Genomic DNA, 16,978 nt, shown 5'->3' on the forward strand with positions numbered 1-16,978 from the left:
ACCCCCGACGGGCGCCGCTCCTCGATCAGCGTCGCAGACCGGCCTCGATCAGCTCCGTGATGAGGTCTCCGTATGTGAGACCCGACGCGACCCAGCACTTCGGGAACATCGAGATCGGGGTGAACCCGGGCATCGTGTTCAGCTCGTTCACCACGAGGTCGCCGGCCGCGGTGAGGAACATGTCGACGCGCGCGAGACCTCGGCCGTCGACCGCCTCGAAGGCCCGGACACCGGCCTCCTGGACCGCGGCGATCTCGGCATCCGTCAGCACGGCCGGGCACACCACGTCCACGCCGTCGCCACCGAGGTACTTGCCCTCGAAGTCGTAGAAGCCGCGGGAGGTGAGCACGATCTCGCCGGGAAGCGACGCGCGCACGCCGTCGGCGCCCTCCAGCACCGCGACCTCGATCTCTCGCCCGACCACGCCCGTCTCGATGAGCACCTTGTCGTCTTCCGCGAAGGCGACGGCGAGGGCGGCGTCGAGCTCCTCCGGAGCGGTGACCTTCGACACCCCCACGCTCGATCCGGCGCGAGCGGGCTTCACGAACAGCGGCAGGCCCAGCTCTTCCGCACGCGCGCGGATCGCTGCGGCATCGGCATCCCACTCCCGGCGGCGCACCGTCACCCAGGGCGCGACGGCGATCCCCGCGGCCTGCAGGGCGACCTTCATGAAGTGCTTGTCCATGCACAGCGCCGAGTCGAGGACGCCGCCACCCGCGTACGGGACCTCCAGGGTGTCGAAGTACCCCTGGATCGTGCCGTCCTCGCCGTGAGGGCCGTGCAGGATGGGAAGGACGACGTCGATCTCGCCGCGCTGCTCGAGAGTGCCGTCCGGGTGGACGACCCGCAGCGTGCGGTTCCCCCCGGGCTCCGGCCACAGGACTCGGCTGCCGTTGTCGACGACCTCGGGCAGGTGTGCCGCGTCGAGCGGGAACTTCGCGGGATCGTCGTCCTCGAGCACGAAGGCGCCCTCGCGCGTGATGCCCACCGGGATCACGTCGTAGCGGTCACGATCGATCGCGCCGAGCACGCCCCCCGCCGTCGCGGAACTGATCGAATGCTCGCTGGAGCGCCCGCCGAAGAGGACCACCACCGTCTGCTTGTCCATGGTTGGTCCTCTCCCCCTGCGGGGTGTCGTCGTCCGTCGTCAGGTGGGGAGCGATGTCGCGCGGGTCCATCTTCCCGTCGAGCACCATCTTCACCTGTTCGACGATGGGCATGTACACCTCGGATTCGCGTGCGAGCTGCAGCACCGGCGCCACCGAGGCGAGGCCTTCGGCCGTCTGCTGCATCTGCTTCACGACGTCTTGGAAGCTGTAGCCCTGGCCGAGCAGGCGCCCGGCCGTGTTGTTCCGGCTCAGCGGCGACTGGCAGGTGGCGATCAGGTCGCCGAGCCCGGCCAGGCCCTGGAGGGTCTCGGGATGGGCGCCGTTGGCGACGGCGAAGTCCGTCATCTCCACGAGGCCGCGGGTGATGATCGACGCCTTGGTGTTCTCGCCGTAGCCGACCCCGTCGACGATGCCGATGGCGACGGCGATGAGGTTCTTGAGCACCCCGCCGAACTCCGTGCCGATGACATCGGTGTTCACGAACGTGCGGAAGTAGTCGTTGCGCGCTGCGCGGGCCACGATCTCGGCGGTCTCCTGGCTGCGCGAGGAGATGACGGCGGCCGTCGGCTGCTCCCGTGCGATCTCGAGGGCCAGGTTCGGCCCCGAGGCGACGGCGATGCGGTCCGGGTCGCAGCGGAGCTCCTGCTGGATCACCTGGCTCATGCGCAGACCGGTCGTGCGCTCGACGCCCTTCATCAGGCTGACGATCTTCGCGTCCGACGACACGAGCAGGGGTCGCAGCGCCTTGAGGTTCTCGCGGAGCGACTGGCTGGGCACCGAGAGGTAGACCTGCTCGGCCCCGTCCAGAGCGGTGGCCAGCTCGTGCGTCGCCGCCATCGTGCGGGGCAGGTTGATGCCCGGGAGGTAGCGGGAGTTCCGCTTGGCTTCGTGGATCTCATGGGCGAGCTCGGCGCGCCGTGCCCACATGGTCACCTGCGCGCCGCCGTCCGCGAGGATCTTGCCGAACGTCGTGCCCCAGCTGCCGGCCCCGATCACCGCCACGCGCGGACCGGTCGGTACCGTTCTCTTAGGAGTCAAGGCGCCCTGTCTCCTTCTGCCCATGCGAGGACGGGTTCCAGCGTTCCGCCGGAGCCTTCTCGTCGCGGATCTGCTCGAGCAGCGCCGTGATGCCGTTCATCAGGCGCGTCGTCGCCTCGTTCAGAGCGGTCTGGTCGCCGGCTCGCCCGCGGAGGTCGGAGACGTCGATGGGGTCGCCGACGAGCACGGTCACGGGCTTGCGCAGCGGCCAGAGGCTCAGGCCCTTCTGGTACCGGCCCATGATGGCCTGGGTGCCCCACTGCGCCATCGGGATGAGCGGGATGCCGTCGGCGAGAGCCAGACGCACCGCACCCGACTTGCCGCGCATCGGCCACATGTCGGGGTCGCGCGTGAGCGTGCCCTCGGGATACACGATGACGCCGCGGCCGTGCTCGACCAGCATCTCGGACTGCTTCATGGTCTCCTTCGCAGCCGAGGCGCTCGACGTGCGGGCGACCGGGACCATGCCCGTGCGCCGCAGCACCCACCCCAGGACGGGAACGCGGAAGAGGCTCTCCTTCGCCATGAAGCGGGGCGCACGGCCCATGCGCCAGACAGCGACAGCGACGATGAGCGGGTCGAACTCCGAGTAGTGGTTCGGTGCGAGCACGTAGGCGCCTTCGCGCGGGAGCTTCTCCGCACCGGTCACCCGGATCTTCGCCAACAGGGACACGAGCGGCACGACGATGCCGGCGAGCGGCCAGAAGAGGCTCGGCCGCGCCTTCTCCGGCGACCTATTTCCCATGCCGGTCACCGGAGGACGTCGAAGTCCGCGCCGACCGCGTCCAGCTTCGCCAGGAACTTCTCGTACCCGCGGCTGAGGATGTCGACGCCCGACACCTTCGACTCGCCGGACGCCGTGAGCGCCGCGATCACGTGGCTGTACCCGCCGCGGAGATCGGGCACGACGATGTCGGCCCCGTGGAGGGGCGTCGGGCCCGTGATGACCGCGGCCTGCTCCAGGTCTCGGCGGGGCACGCGACGCGGGCCCGCCTGCAGTCCGCGCGGGTGCACGACGATGTCGGCGCCCATCTTGACGAGGGCCTCGGTGAAGCCCATGCGGTTCTCGTACACGGTCTCGTGCACGATGGAGCGGCCGTGCGCCTGCGTGAGCGCCACGACCAGCGGCTGCTGCCAGTCGGTCATGAAGCCCGGGTGGACGTCGGTCTCGACGACGACGGGGCGCAGTTCGCCCTCACGGCGGAACAGGATGCCGTCCTCCTGGATGTCGAACCAGCCGCCGGCCTTGCGGAAGACGTTGAGGAAGGTCAGCATCTCCTGCTGGCGCGCTCCGCCGACGAAGATCTCGCCGTCGGTGGCCAGCGCGGCGGACGCCCACGACGCGGCCTCGTTGCGGTCGAAGATCGACCGGTGATCGTAGCCGCGCAGCTTCTCCACGCCCTCGATGAGGATCACGCGGTTCGGCTCGTAAGAGATGATGGCGCCCATCTTCTGCAGCACGGCGATCAGGTCCATGATCTCCGGCTCGATGGCCGCGTTGCGGAGCTCGGTGACGCCTTCGGCGCGCACCGCCGTCAGGAGCACCTGCTCGGTCGCTCCCACGCTCGGGTAGGGCAGGTGGATGTTGGCGCCGTGCAGACGACCGTTCGGTCGCGACAGACGGATGCCGCTGGGCAGCTTCTCGACCACCGCGCCGAACTTGCGCAGTGCGTCGAGGTGGAAGTCGATCGGTCGGTCGCCGATGCGGCAGCCGCCGAGGTCGGGGATGAACGCCTGACCGAGGCGGTGCAGCAGCGGGCCGCAGAAGAGGATCGGGATGCGCGAGGCGCCGGCGTGGGCGTCGATCTCCTCGAAGTGCGCCGACTCGACGTCGCTGGGGTCGAAGACCAGCGAGCCGGGCTCGTCGCCCTCGGACACCCGGACGCCGTGGACCTCGAGCAGCGAGCGCACGACGGCGACATCGCTGATGGCCGGGACGTCCCGCAGCACGCTGACCGTCTCGCCGAGGAGGCTGGCGACCATGGCCTTCGTAGCCAGGTTCTTCGCGCCCTTGACGTCGACGCGCCCGCGCAGAGGACGGCCGCCTCGGATGGCGAGGACGTCTCCGGTGAGCGGGGGAACTCCCTCTGCGAGATCATCGCGCACGGGTGTCGTCATTCGGGGCCTCACTTCATTCCACGGATAGCGGGGGCGGACTGCCCCTGACTCTCCCGGCCCTCCCGCGTCATCGGACGGGCAGGGTGCGGGGCCGCCACGACTCGCGACGGGCCTCGAACTGCGCGATCTTGTCTTCGTTGCGCAGCGTGAGCCCGATGTCATCGAGCCCTTCGAGGAGCCGCCATCTAGTGTAATCGTCGATCCCGAACTCGGCCTGGATCTCGCCGATGGTGGCCGTGCGCGCCTCCAGGTCGATCGTGATCTCAACGCCGGGGTTCCGGTCGATCTCCGCCCAGATGCGCTCGAGATCGTCGTCGGAGATGGTCGCCGCGAGCAGCCCCTGCTTGCCGGAGTTACCCCGGAAGATGTCGGCGAAGCGCGGGCTGAGCACGACTTTGAATCCGAAGTCGCGGAGCGCCCAGACGGCGTGCTCGCGGCTGGATCCGGTGCCGAAGTCGGGGCCGGCGACGAGCACCGAGGCCCCCTGGAAGGCCTCCTGGTTGAGCACGAAGTCCGGGTCCTGCCGCCAGCCGTGGAACAGCGCGTCCTCGAAACCGGTCTTCGTGACCCGCTTCAGGAACACGGCGGGGATGATCTGATCGGTGTCGACGTTCGAACGCTTCAGCGGAGCGGCGATGCCGGTGTGGGTGGTGAACTTCTCCATGATCAGGCCTCCAGATCGCTCGGGCTGGACAGCGTGCCGCGGATGGCGGTCGCCGCGGCGACCAGCGGCGAGACGAGGTGCGTGCGCCCGCCCTTGCCCTGGCGGCCTTCGAAGTTGCGGTTCGAGGTCGACGCGCAGCGCTCCCCCGGCGCGAGCTGGTCGGGGTTCATGCCCAGGCACATCGAGCAGCCGGCGAACCGCCACTCCGCCCCGAAGTCCGTGATGATCCGGTCGAGGCCCTCCGCCTCCGCCTCCAGGCGCACGCGGGCGGACCCGGGGACGACCATCACACGGATGCCGTCGGCCTTCTTCTTGCCCTGGATGATCGAGGCGAAGGCGCGCAGGTCCTCGATCCGGCTGTTGGTGCACGACCCCATGAAGACGGCATCCACCGGCACCTCCTTGAGCGGCGTGCCCGGCGCGAGGTCCATGTACTCCAGCGCCCGTTCCGCCGCGGCGCGCTCGTTCGGGTCGGCGATGGTGGCGGGGTCGGGCACGGATGCCGACAGCGAGCTGCCCTGTCCGGGGTTCGTGCCCCAGGTCACGAAGGGCTCCAGCTCGTCCGCGTCGATGAACACCTCGGCGTCGAAGACCGCGCCCTCGTCCGTCGGCAGGGTCCGCCAGTAGGCGACGGCGTCGTCCCAGTCCTGACCCTGGGGGGCGTGCGGGCGCCCCTCGAGGTAGGCGAAGGTCGTCTCGTCGGGCGCGACCATGCCGGCACGCGCGCCCGCCTCGATCGACATGTTGCAGATCGTCATCCGCCCCTCCATCGAGAGACTGCGGATCGCGCTGCCGCGGTATTCGAGCACGTAGCCCTGCCCTCCACCCGTGCCGATCTTCGCGATCACGGCCAGGATGATGTCCTTGGCCGTGACCCCCGGGCGCAGGGTGCCGTCGACGTTGATCGCCATCGTCTTGAACGGCTTGAGGGGAAGGGTCTGGGTCGCCATCACGTGCTCGACCTCGCTGGTGCCGATGCCGAAGGCCATCGCCCCGAAGGCGCCGTGGGTCGACGTGTGCGAGTCGCCGCACACGACGGTGATGCCCGGCATGGTGAGTCCGAGCTGCGGGCCGACCACGTGCACGATGCCCTGCTCGGCGTCGCCCAGCGAGTGCAGACGCACGCCGAACTCCTCGGCGTTGCGGCGCAGCGTCTCGATCTGGGTGCGGCTGGTGAGGTCGGCGATGGGCTTGTCGATGTCCCAGGTCGGCGTGTTGTGGTCTTCGGTCGCGATCGTCAGATCGAGGCGCCGCAGCGGGCGCCCCTCGGCGCGGAGTCCGTCGAAGGCCTGGGGGCTGGTGACCTCGTGCACGAGGTGCAGGTCGATGTAGATGAGGTCGGGCTCGCCGTTCTCGCCCTTCACGACGAGGTGGTCGTCCCAGACCTTCTCGGCGAGGGTTCTCGGACGTGCGTGATCGACATCGACTGCGGGGGTGTTCATGGCTGTTCTCCTGGAGCTGGCGGCTCGGCCCACAGTGGACTCCGCGACGAGGAGGGGCTCAGAACGAGGTCTCGTCGCGGCCGCTAAGAAGAAGGAGCACGGTCCGCATGACGCCAGGTTACCACCGTCTCCGCGTGCCCCGACACGCCGTGACACGCTACTGGTCACCCGAGACCGAGAGGCCGCCGTATGACCGTCGACACCGCACGCTTCGCCACGAAGGCGGTGCACGCCGCGCGATCGCGCGAGACGGCGACGCCGCGCGCCACACCGATCTACCTCACCGCGGGATTCGAGTTCGAGGACTTCGACCACGCGGCCGATCACTTCGGGACCGGTGCGGGGTTCGGCTACACGCGCAGCGGGAACCCGACGATCCGCGCGGTGGAGAGCCAGCTGGCGGCTCTCGAGTCGGGTGCCGACGCTGTGCTCGTCGCGAGCGGTCAGGCGGCCGTGGTGACCGCGATCCTCACGGTGGCCGGCGCCGGCGACCACGTCGTCTCCTCCGCGCACCTCTACGAGGGCAGCCGCGGCCTCCTCCTCGACAACCTCGCGCGTCTGGGCATCGAGACCACCTTCATCGACGACATCGGCGATCCGGAGGCGTGGCGCTCCGCGATCCGCCCCCACACCCGGGCGCTGTTCGCCGAATCGATCGCGAACGCCCGCAACGACGTCCTCGACGTCGCGGCCGTCAGCGCGGTGGCGGATGCCGCGGCGATCCCGCTCATCGTCGACAACACGCTCGCGACGCCCGCGCTGCTCCGACCCATCGAGCACGGCGCCGCGATCGTCGTGCACTCGGCCTCCAAGTTCCTCGCCGGACACGGGTCGGTGCTGGGCGGCGTCGTCGTCGACGACGGACGGTTCGACGCCGGTCGGGCGGGTCACAATGCACCTCATCTCGTCCTCCCCGGGCGCGGCGGCCGGCCGAGCGTCGCCGCCCGTCACGGCGGCAACGCCCGCATCGCCTACGCGCGGGAATCGGTGGCGCCGCGTTTCGGCGCGTCTCCCTCGCCGCTCAACGCCTTCCTCATCGGCCAGGGAGCCGAGACCCTCGGCCTGCGCGTGGAACGGCAGTCGCGCAGCGCGCTCACCGTCGCGCAGTGGTTGAGCGCGCATCCGGAGGTCGAGAGCGTCGACTACGCCGGCCTGCGTTCGCACCCCGATCACGAGACGGCGCAGCGCTACCTGAGTGGTGGCTTCGGCTCGATCTTCACCGTGACGCTCCGTGGCGGTCTCCCCGCCGCACGCGCCTTCGTCGAGAACGTGCGCGTCTTCACCCATATGACGCACATCGGCGATGTACGGTCGCTCGTCCTGCATCCGGGGACGACCAGTCACGCCCAGCGGACGCCGGCGGAGCGGGCCGCTGCGGGCGTTCATCCGGGGACGGTCCGCCTGTCGATCGGGATCGAAGACGTCGCCGACCTCCTCGAGGATCTCGCGGGCGTCCTGCTCACGGTGCGGGAGGCCGTGGCATGACCCGGCTCCAGCACTTCGGGTGGTTCCTCGCGCGCGGGTTCGGTCCTCAGGGATGGGGCTACCCGGCGCTCGACTGGGACTACGACTGGACCCGCCCGGACGTCTACCAGCAGGCGGCCCGCACCCTCGAGCAGGCCGGTTTCGACCTGGTGATCATCGAGGACGCGCCGTCGCTCGGGTCTCCCGAGACGATCGATCTGCGCGTGAGGCACGCTTTCGGAGGCCCCAAGCACGACCCCCTGCTCCTCGCGCCCTCCCTTTTCCATGCGACGCGTCACCTCGGCGTGGTGCCCACCGTGAACCCCGCGGCGACCCTGCCGTACACCGCGGCGCGGCAGTTCGCGACGCTGCAGCATCTCAGCGGACACCGTCTCGGTCTGAACGTCGTGACCGACACCGGCAGCGCCCGCCACTTCTCGACGGCTCCGGCCCTGGGCCATGACGAGGCATACGATCGGGCCGAGGAGTGGCTCACCGGCATCCGTGACCTCTGGCGCAGCTGGGACGACGGCGCGCTCGTGGCCGACCGCGCGACCGGGGTGTACGCGGACGGCTCGAAGCTGCGCGCGGTCCGCCATCGCGGGCGGCACTTCGGCTTCGACGGCCCGCTCAACGCCCTGCCCTTCACCGACGGCGAACCAGCGATCGTCTCGCCCGGCGGCTCCGGGCGCGGACTCGGCTTCGCGGGTGCGCACTCCGACGTGCAGCTCGCGCTGGCCCCGCTCCACGAGGAGTCCGTCCGCTCGTATCGGGCGAAGATCCATCAGGCGGCGGTCGCCGCAGGACGCCGGCCCGAGGACGTGAAGATCCTGTTCGCGATCCAGCCGGTGATCGTCTCCTCCCCGGACGAGGCCGACCGCATCGTCGCGGCATCCGCCCACCCGGATGACGCGGCCCTCCTGCAGATCGCGCGCAAGCAGTCCAGCGACCTCGAAACGGATCTCACCGCTCTGGACCTCGACCGCCCGCTCGATCCCTCGGTGTTCGGCGACCACGTCTCGCAGGGAAGCATCCGGCGTCTCGTCGGCGACCGTGATTCCGACACACCGCTGCGCGCCCACCTCACCGCGCTCGCCCGCGCCGGGCGTCTGCGCGATCGGACGGGTTTCGTCGGCACGGCCGAGGAGTTCGCGGACGTGATCGAGGAGCTCGGCGAGTGGGGCAACGACGGAGTGCTGCTGTGGGGCGACTTCCACCCGGTGACGCTGCATCGGACGCTCGACGAGCTGGTGCCCGTCCTGCGTCGCCGCGGCATCCTGCGACGGGAGTACGTCGAGGGCGGGCTCGGGGCGAACCTGCGCGCGTTCTGATCTCACGCAGGGCCGCGCGCCGTCACTCGATGGGGGTCTTCGCCGCCCGGCGCTTCTCCCGCGACGCGGCGATCAGGCTCGCCACCGTCGCGACGGTCATCGAGACGAGGATGACCCCGAGCGAGACCATGTTGTCGATGTCGGGCACCCACTCCACGTGCTCTCCGCCGTTGATGAAGGGGAGCTCGTTGACGTGCAGCGCGTGCAGGATGAGCTTGATGCCGATGAAGCCGAGGATGACCGCGATGCCGTAGTGCAGGTACCGCAGCCGGTCGAGCAGATCGCCGAGCAGGAAGTACAGCTGACGCAGGCCCATCAGCGCGAAGATGTTCGCCGAGAACACGAGGAACCCGTTCGTGGTGATCTCGAAGATGGCCGGGATCGAGTCGATCGCGAAGATCAGGTCGGTCACGCCGATCGTGATGAACACGATGATCATGGGCGTCCACATGCGCGTGCCGTCGACCGTGGTGCGGATCTTCGAGCCGTCGTATCCCTCACTGATATCGATGCGGCGGCGGAGCAGCCGGACGATGAAGTTCTCGCGCTGCATCTCGCCCTCGTGGTCGCCCTCCGGCATGGCCTGGCGGATGGCCGTCCAGATGAGGAACGCCCCGAAGATGTAGAAGATCGGCGAGAAGTTCTCGATGATCGTGACGCCCACGAGGATGAAGGCGCCCCGCAGCACGAGCGCGATGATGATGCCGATCATCAGCACCTGCTGCTGCAGCCGACGCGGCACGGCGAACTGGGCCATGATCAGGACGAAGACGAACAGGTTGTCGACCGAGAGGCTGTACTCGAGCGCCCACCCGGTGATGAAGTCGCCGGCGTTGCGCCAGCCGCCCACGTTGCCCAGCAGCACGGCGAACAGCAGGGCGAGCCCGACGTAGAAGACGACCCAGAGGGTCGATTCCTTGACGGACGGGATGTGCGGCCGGAGCCGGATGAGCAGCAGGTCGCCGATCAGGATGATCGTGAGGACGATCATCGACGTGATCTCGAACCAGGCGGGGATTTCCACGGGGCCAGCTTTCGAAGGGGTCGGCAGGGATCGAGAGTCTCTCCCCCGCACACGGTGCGGCGCGCGCCCGGAGCAGCGGCTGTGATGCTCGTGATGACGTTACGCGCGGATCCGGGATACTCCCCCTCGCAGAGGCCATGCTAGCGGAGCGCGAGTCGTGCGCGGCGGCGCTCCGAGCCCGGCCTGCGTACCGCCGCGCACGGATTCTGAGACGATGGGGCCTTCCTCGACACTTCCCGGGTGAGAGACACCGAACGGAACACAGGATGCCTGCACAGACGAGTGATCAGAGATGGGCCGCCCGAGCGGCATCCGGAGACGAGAGCGCCTTCCGGGAGCTGTACCGCGCCCATGTCCGGCCCGTGTACTGGATCGCCCACGGGATCCTCGGCTCCCCCGCGGACGCGGAGGACGTGACGCAGGAGACCTTCGTGGTCGCCTGGCGGAAACTGGGGACCCTGGAGCTGCAGGGCGGCTCCATCCTCCCCTGGCTCGCCACGATCTGCCGCTTCCAGGCGGCGAACCGGCTGCGGCAGCGTCGGCGCGATCAGGCGCACACGTCCCGGGCGCTCGACGACACCATCCCCGACACGGTCGACGTGGAGGAGCAGGTCATCACCGCCGCCCTGGCGGAGCGCATCGCCGACGAGGTCGGAAGCCTGAGCGACCTCGATCGAGCGGTCCTCCACCTCTGCGCCGCCGAAGGCTATGCCTACCAGGCTGCGGCCGAGGAGCTGGGCATGAGCCATGCCGCCGTTCGGAACAGGCTCTCCCGAGTGCGCACCCAGTTGCGGGGCGCCGTCCAGGAAGAGAGAGACGCATGAACGATCAGTCCCCCCGCGAAGAGCTGCCCGAGCTGTCGGACGAGGCGATCGCGCGCATCGAGAGCGCGGTGTTCTCGGAGATCTCGGGCCCGCCCGCGCTGCAGCACACTGCTCCTCCCCGCACGCGCAGCCGTCGTCGGGGGTGGCTGACCGCCCTCGGCGTCGCCGCGGCGTTCGTCGTCGGCGTGCTCGTCACCCCGCCCATCCTGGGCATCGTCGGCTCGGGAACCGCCACGAGCACGGCCGTCGGCGTGAGTCCGGACCAGGGCGCGCCGATCCCCGGGGTCATGATGCCCGGAGAGAGCGCCGACGTCGACCGCAGCGCCGGCCAGGATGCCTCGGCGGAGTCCGCTCCTCTCGCGACCGGCGACGTGGGCGCAGACGGCCGCGACATCATCGCCACCGCGAACGCCACGCTGGAGGTCGACGACATCGCGGATGCCGCGGATGGGATCGCCGCGCTCGCGGAGGAACGCGGCGGGTACGTCGAGAGCACCGAGATCGGCCAGGCCTCCGTCGTCGACGGCACCTCGGAGCGCGTCCCCGGCGACTCCGGTTACGGCTGGATCGGCATCCGCGTGCCCTCCGCCGATCTCACGGAGGTGATCGCCGCCCTCGGCGAGTACGGCGAGGTCGTGTCGTCGTCGCTCTCCCGTCAGGACGTCACGGACGTCGCGGTGGATCTCCGTGCACGGGTCGATGCCACCCAGGCCTCGGTGCAGCGGCTCACCGAGCTGATGGCGCAGTCCGGCACGGTCGCCGAGCTCATCGAGGCCGAGGTGGCCCTGACCGACCGGCAGGCCCAGCTCGAGTCGTACCAGCAGCAGCTGGCCTCGATCGAGGACCAGGTCGCGATGTCGAGCCTCCAGGTGCAGCTCACGCGCACCGCGACCACGGCCTCGGCCGACCCCGCCGGCTTCGGCGACGGACTGCTCGCCGGATGGAACGGACTCGTCGTCTCGCTCAACGCGCTCGTGATCGCCGTCGGCTTCCTGCTCCCCTGGCTCGCCGTTGCCACGGCGGTGCTGCTGATCGTGTGGGGCATCCGCCGCGCGCGTCGGACGCGTCGTGAGGCCCGGGCCGCCGAGGCGGGCGCCACCGCCGACTGACGAGGCGATCGTCCACAGCCTCCGGGCCCGCTTGAGCGCCGCGCCGCGTCTCGCCGCTAGAGTCTCCGGCATGATGAGCCGCGCCGCCGAAACGACGCCCCGCACCGTTCCCTCGGAACGCGACCTCACGCTCGATCTGACGCGCGTCGTCTGCGTGGTCGTCGTGGTCTTCGTGCACATCCTCTTCGCGGGGGTCGGTCGTGGCACCGACGGTTCCCTCGTCATCGAGAAGACCGTCGAATCGCTGCCGGTGTTCGTAGCGGGTAGCTGGCTCGCCAACATCATGCCGTTGTTCTTCGTCGTGGGCGGCTTCGCGGCGCGGATCGGATGGCGCTCGGCCGCCGCGAGAGGAGAATCGGCCGACCGTTTCGCGCGAGTGCGGCTGGAGCGCCTGGCGAGACCGGCGGTGCCCGTGCTCGTCTTCTTCACCGCGGCCCTGGGGGTGAGTCGCCTTCTCGGTCTCGATCCGGCACTGGTCGACACCATCGCCGTCGGCGTGGGGTCGCCTCTGTGGTTCCTCGCCGCCTACCTGCTCGCCCAGGCGGCGGCCCCGTTCATGATGCGAATGCACGAGCGTCACGGGATGTGGGTGCTCGCAACCCTGCTGGCTGCCGGTCTGATCGTCGACGCGACACGCTTCCTGCTGGTCGGCGGCGTCTTCGGCATCGACGGCGTGCCTGCCTCGGGGTACGGATTCGGGCAGGAGGTGTTCGGCATCCCGAACATCCTCTTCATCTGGCTGTTCGCACAGCAGGTCGGCTTCTTCCTCTGCGATGGCTGGTTCTCGGAACGCTCGCTGTGGCAGATCCTTGCGCTGATCGCGGGAGGGTACGCGTTGCTGGGCGTGCTCGTCTGGGCGGTCGGCTATCCGACGAGCATGCTGGCGAACCAGTGGCCTCCCACCGTCCCCATGGCCGTGCTCGCCGTGGTGCAGACGGCGCTGTTGACTCTGCTTCACCGGCCGCTCACCGCCCTCATGCACACGAAGCCGGCGCGCGCCGCGGTGTTCCTGATCGGCTCGCGACTCATGACGATCTACCTCTGGCATCTCCCGGTGATCATGATCCTCATCGGGCTCGAACTGCTCCTGCCCTTGCCGATGCCGGATCCGGGAAGCGCGCTCTGGTGGTGGACGCGGCCCCTCTTCCTCCTGGTCGTGATGGCCGCGGTGTGGCTGCTGTCGCTCTGGCTCGTGCGCTTCGAGGCGACCCGCCACAGGGGTACGCCGCGCTTCGCGGGCGTGGGGGCGACCGTGGCGGCGGTCGCGGTCTTCGCCGCTCCTGTGGTCGCGATCACGCTGTACGGCCTGGACCTGACGCTGGCGGCGTCGGCGCTGGCGGGTGCGGCATGCGCGCTGTGGCTGACCGGGTCGCGGCGCTCGCTCTGACGGCACCGGCGATACGACGAAGGCCCCCGGAGAACCGGGGGCCTTCGCTTGTTGTGTGACCCCAGCGGGATTCGAACCCGCGTTACCGCCGTGAGAGGGCGGCGTACTAGGCCGCTATACGATGGGGCCGTCTGCGTTCCGTTTCCGTCCCGCGACAACCGTTCAAGTATGCCACGGCGATTCTCGCTGCGCCAAATCGAGGCCGCGCTCACGCGTCGCCCGGGCGCGCCGCCCCGGAATGCAGGGGTTTGCGGACGCCCCCGTGAAGGAGTTGACTCGTCAGATGCGCGTCACGAAGAACGAACATGCCAGCCTCCGCCTCGACCAGAACGGCGAGACCCTGCTGATCGATCCGGGCTCGTTCACCACTCCGCTGATCGATCTCACCGACGTCGTGGGACTCGTCATCACCCACGAGCATCCCGATCACTGGACGCCGGAGCACCTGGACAGGATCCTGCGCGCGGCACCCGGAACGCCGATCTACGCTCCGGCCGGTGTCGCCCGCGCCGCCGAAGGGTACGACGTCACGGTCGTCTCCCCCGGAGACTCCGTCACCGTCGGCTCGTTCACCCTGCGGTTCTTCGGCGGGGTTCATGAGGTCATCCACTCCTCGATCCCGGTGATCGAGAACGTCGGCGTCCTCGTCAACGACACGCTCTACTACCCCGGCGACTCCTACGCGGTACCGGAGGGCGTCGAGGTCGACACCCTCGCCGCGCCGCTCGGAGCCCCCTGGCTCCGCATCGGCGACGCCATCGACTACGTGCTGGCCGTACACCCGCGGCGCGCCTTCGGCACACACGACATGACCCTGTCGGTGATCGGCAAGGGGATGCACCGCCAGCGCCTCAAATGGGCGACCGAGCAGGGCGGCGGCGAGTTCCTCGAGCTCGAGCCCGGCGACACGCTCGACCTCTGATCTCGTGAGCGGGGCGTCAGCCCTGCGCGGCACGCACCCGGATGTCGCGGGCGAGGTGGTCGCGCTGCTCGATCACCAGCCGTCGCAGTGCGGCCGGGGCATCCTCTTCGGCAGCGAGCCAGGCGTCCACCGCGTCCGTGGTCGGCGAGGCCGGGAACAGGCCGAGCACGAGGCGCCTCGCGATCTCGATGCTGCGGTCCTGCCACGCCTCGCGGATACGGAAGAAGTACTCGTCGTCGAACGACTCGATCAGATCACGGCGTCCTCCGGCGCGGAATCCCCCGATCTCCGCATCGAGGTGGTCGTTGCTGAGGGAGAGGTCGTTCCACGCGGCGTCCCAGGCCGCGGCGCGCACGGCGGGATCGGGCCGGGAGGCCAGCGCTCGGCGGGCCGCCGTGCGTCCGGTGCCGGTGTCGTCGCGCTCGAGCTCCGCCGCGATCTCTTGGGCCGACGCGTGGCCGGTGGTCGCCAGGGCAGTGAGCAGCTGCCAGCGCAGATCCGGGTCGACGGTGAGCCCGTCCGGGACATGCCCGTCGAGCAGCTCGCGGACCTGGGGGGCGTGGTGGTCGTCGTAGGCGGAGGCGGCGGCGAAGGCCCGGGCCCAGGAGAGCTGCGCATCGCTGCCGGCCTCCGCGTCCCAGAGCGCCACGAGGGATGCGGCCAGCCAGGAGCGCTGCTCCTCGTCTTGGTGGACGTCGGCGACGAAGTGCCGGATCGCGAAAGCCGCGTTCGCGAGCACGCCGACGAGGAGCCCGCCGTTGGGTTCGCGGTGCGCATGCGCCCGCACGCTCCCGAGATACCGTCGAGCGTCGAGGTCGCCGTCCCTCGTGGCGTTCCACAGCGACGACCAGACGAGCGCCCGCGCCAGCGGATCGTCGATCGCCGACAGGGACTCCTCGACCGTGGTCAGGGAGCGGTCGTCGAGACGAGCCTTCGCGTAGGTGAGGTCGTCGTCGTTCAGAATCACGAGCTCTGCGTCCGGCAGGGTGATCGGAGTCCGCTCGCCGGCGATGTCCATCGCGATCTGGTCACGGCGGACCAGCCGATCCCCCTCGCGGGAGTAGAGGCCGACGCGGAGGCGGTGCGGCCGCGGATCGGACTGCACCAGCATCCCCTCCCCGCCCTCGTCCTCGAGCCACAGCGTCGACATGCCGCTCGTCTCGAGCCACGCGCGCGACCATTCGCTCAGGTCGCGCCCGGAGACCGCGCTCAACTCCGCGAGCAGATCGGCCAGGGTCGTATTGCCGAAGGCGTGCGCGGCGAAGTAGCGTCGGGCTCCCTCGAAGAACGCCTCCTCGCCGACGAAGGCGACGAGCTGCTTCAGCACGGACGCGCCCTTGGCGTAGGTGATGCCGTCGAAGTTCAGCTTGGCCGCGTCGAGATCGGGGATGTCGGCGACGATCGGGTGCGTCGTCGGCAGCTGGTCCTGCTGGTACGCCCACGCCTTGCGGCTCGCGGCGAACTTCACCCACGCGTCCGTGTACCGTGTCGCGGCGGCCGAGGCGTGCGCCCCCATGTAGTCGGCGAACGACTCCTTGAGCCAGAGGTCGTCCCACCACCGCATGGTCACCAGGTCGCCGAACCACATGTGGGCCATCTCGTGCAGGATCGTGTTGGCGCGCGCTGCCCGCTGCGCGTCGGTCGCCGCACCCCGCGAGAGATACGCCTCGGTGAAGGTGACGAGCCCGGGGTTCTCCATGGCGCCGAGGTTGTACTCGGGCACGAAGATCTGGTCGTACTTGCCCCAGGGGTACGGGTATGCGAACGCGTCGGTGAAGAAGTCGAGACCCTGGCGGGTGACCTCGAGGATCTCCTCGGCATCGAGGTGCTGCGCGAGCGAGCGGCGAGCGAAGACCCCGAGCGCAATGCGCTGATCGTCGCGCTGCCACTCGCCGTCCACCCGGGCGTACGGCCCCGCGGCGATCGCCGTGATGTAGCTCGAGATCGGGAGCGTCGGAGCGAACTCGACGGTCTGGATGCCGACGCCGGTCTCGACGCGCGCGGGCGCCTGGTTCGACAGGACCTCCCATCCGGCCGGAGCGTGCACCAGGAACGTGTACGACGCCTTCAGGTCGGGCTGCTCGAAGCAAGCCATGACGCGCCGGGCGTCCGCGGGCTCGTATTGCGTGTACAGGTAGGTCTCGTCGTCGACGGGATCGTGGAAGCGGTGCAGCCCCTCGCCGGAACGACTGTAGGCGCCGGTCGCCTCGACGACCACGGTGTTCGACGCCGCGAGCCCGTCGAGGAGGACGCGCGCGCCGTCGTAGGCGACCTCGCGCTCCTCGCCGTTCACGACGACCCGATCGACCGATTCTCCGATGAAGTCCAGCCACGTCGCCGGCTCCCGCGCCTCGAACTCGATGGTCGTGGTGGTGGGGAACCCCGTGCGGGCTCGCTCGGGCGCGCCGGTCACATCGAGTTCGACGCGGATGCTGCGCACGGTGACCGCAGCGGCACGCGCGGCGGTCTCGTCGCGGGTGAGAATGCCGGTGTTCATGATTCCATCCTCCCATCCGGCCGTCGGTTCTCCGTCCGTTGCGGAATGC

At 69.8% G+C, this 16,978-nt stretch carries 14 protein-coding genes and 1 tRNA gene; 6 read left to right on the plus strand and 9 right to left on the minus strand.

Annotation, left to right across the window (positions count from 1 at the left end):
- Nucleotides 1-25: 25 nt before the first annotated feature.
- The 6 genes from AB3M82_RS01590 to leuC form a co-directional block, all read right to left on the minus strand.
- On the minus strand, nt 26-1,108 hold the full coding sequence (locus AB3M82_RS01590; RefSeq protein ID WP_412955183.1) for a D-alanine--D-alanine ligase family protein: 1,083 nt from the start codon (nt 1,106-1,108) through the stop codon (nt 26-28).
- Nucleotides 1,008-2,171 carry an NAD(P)H-dependent glycerol-3-phosphate dehydrogenase gene (locus tag AB3M82_RS01595; protein ID WP_412955185.1) on the minus strand — a complete coding sequence of 388 codons (1,164 nt, stop codon included), beginning with the start codon at nt 2,169-2,171 and terminating at the stop codon, nt 1,008-1,010. Before AB3M82_RS01595 ends, AB3M82_RS01590 begins: the two co-directional genes overlap by 101 nt.
- Complete coding sequence (locus AB3M82_RS01600; RefSeq protein ID WP_412955187.1) at nt 2,137-2,892, minus strand: lysophospholipid acyltransferase family protein; 756 nt, start codon at nt 2,890-2,892, stop codon at nt 2,137-2,139. The genes AB3M82_RS01595 and AB3M82_RS01600 overlap by 35 nt, the downstream gene beginning before the upstream one ends.
- 5 nt (nt 2,893-2,897) lie before the next feature.
- Entirely contained in the window at nt 2,898-4,265 is a 1,368-nt protein-coding gene (gene murA, locus AB3M82_RS01605) for a UDP-N-acetylglucosamine 1-carboxyvinyltransferase (protein WP_412955189.1), read from the minus strand.
- A gap of 67 nt (nt 4,266-4,332) precedes the next feature.
- Nucleotides 4,333-4,929, minus strand: a complete 597-nt coding sequence (gene leuD / locus AB3M82_RS01610) for a 3-isopropylmalate dehydratase small subunit (RefSeq protein WP_412955191.1) — start codon at nt 4,927-4,929, stop codon at nt 4,333-4,335.
- Nucleotides 4,930-4,931: 2 nt separating this feature from the next.
- The gene (gene leuC / locus AB3M82_RS01615; protein WP_412955193.1) at nt 4,932-6,371 is read right to left on the minus strand and encodes a 3-isopropylmalate dehydratase large subunit; all 1,440 of its coding nucleotides are present in this window, start codon (nt 6,369-6,371) and stop codon (nt 4,932-4,934) included.
- Nucleotides 6,372-6,560: 189 nt separating this feature from the next.
- Between leuC and AB3M82_RS01620 the strand changes: the two genes are divergently transcribed.
- Entirely contained in the window at nt 6,561-7,856 is a 1,296-nt protein-coding gene (locus AB3M82_RS01620; protein ID WP_412955195.1) for an O-acetylhomoserine aminocarboxypropyltransferase/cysteine synthase family protein, read from the plus strand.
- Nucleotides 7,853-9,166 carry an LLM class flavin-dependent oxidoreductase gene (locus AB3M82_RS01625; protein WP_412955197.1) on the plus strand — a complete coding sequence of 438 codons (1,314 nt, stop codon included), beginning with the start codon at nt 7,853-7,855 and terminating at the stop codon, nt 9,164-9,166. The genes AB3M82_RS01620 and AB3M82_RS01625 overlap by 4 nt, the downstream gene beginning before the upstream one ends.
- A 22-nt stretch (nt 9,167-9,188) precedes the next feature.
- On the opposite strand, the gene AB3M82_RS01630 is transcribed toward AB3M82_RS01625, so the two are convergent.
- On the minus strand, nt 9,189-10,190 hold the full coding sequence (locus AB3M82_RS01630; protein ID WP_412955199.1) for a TerC/Alx family metal homeostasis membrane protein: 1,002 nt from the start codon (nt 10,188-10,190) through the stop codon (nt 9,189-9,191).
- A gap of 266 nt (nt 10,191-10,456) precedes the next feature.
- Here AB3M82_RS01630 and AB3M82_RS01635 point away from each other — a divergent pair, with 266 nt between their 5' ends.
- From AB3M82_RS01635 to AB3M82_RS01645, 3 genes are all read left to right on the plus strand, one after another.
- Nucleotides 10,457-11,014 (plus strand): RNA polymerase sigma factor, encoded by a 558-nt coding sequence (locus AB3M82_RS01635; RefSeq protein WP_412955201.1) that lies wholly within the window; start codon nt 10,457-10,459, stop codon nt 11,012-11,014.
- Complete coding sequence (locus AB3M82_RS01640; RefSeq protein ID WP_412955203.1) at nt 11,011-12,123, plus strand: DUF4349 domain-containing protein; 1,113 nt, start codon at nt 11,011-11,013, stop codon at nt 12,121-12,123. The genes AB3M82_RS01635 and AB3M82_RS01640 overlap by 4 nt, the downstream gene beginning before the upstream one ends.
- Before the next feature lie 70 nt (nt 12,124-12,193).
- The gene (locus AB3M82_RS01645) at nt 12,194-13,510 is read left to right on the plus strand and encodes an acyltransferase family protein (RefSeq protein ID WP_412955205.1); all 1,317 of its coding nucleotides are present in this window, start codon (nt 12,194-12,196) and stop codon (nt 13,508-13,510) included.
- A 56-nt stretch (nt 13,511-13,566) separates the two neighbouring features.
- Here AB3M82_RS01645 and AB3M82_RS01650 read toward each other — a convergent pair.
- A tRNA-Glu gene (locus tag AB3M82_RS01650) sits at nt 13,567-13,639 on the minus strand.
- A gap of 154 nt (nt 13,640-13,793) precedes the next feature.
- Here AB3M82_RS01650 and AB3M82_RS01655 point away from each other — a divergent pair.
- On the plus strand, nt 13,794-14,432 hold the full coding sequence (locus tag AB3M82_RS01655; protein WP_412955207.1) for an MBL fold metallo-hydrolase: 639 nt from the start codon (nt 13,794-13,796) through the stop codon (nt 14,430-14,432).
- 16 nt (nt 14,433-14,448) lie between these two features.
- Here AB3M82_RS01655 and pepN read toward each other — a convergent pair whose 3' ends face one another.
- The gene (gene pepN / locus AB3M82_RS01660) at nt 14,449-16,929 is read right to left on the minus strand and encodes an aminopeptidase N (protein WP_412955209.1); all 2,481 of its coding nucleotides are present in this window, start codon (nt 16,927-16,929) and stop codon (nt 14,449-14,451) included.
- Nucleotides 16,930-16,978: the final 49 nt, after the last annotated feature.

This window comes from Microbacterium californiense (assembly GCF_047246625.1).
Taxonomy (GTDB): domain Bacteria; phylum Actinomycetota; class Actinomycetes; order Actinomycetales; family Microbacteriaceae; genus Microbacterium.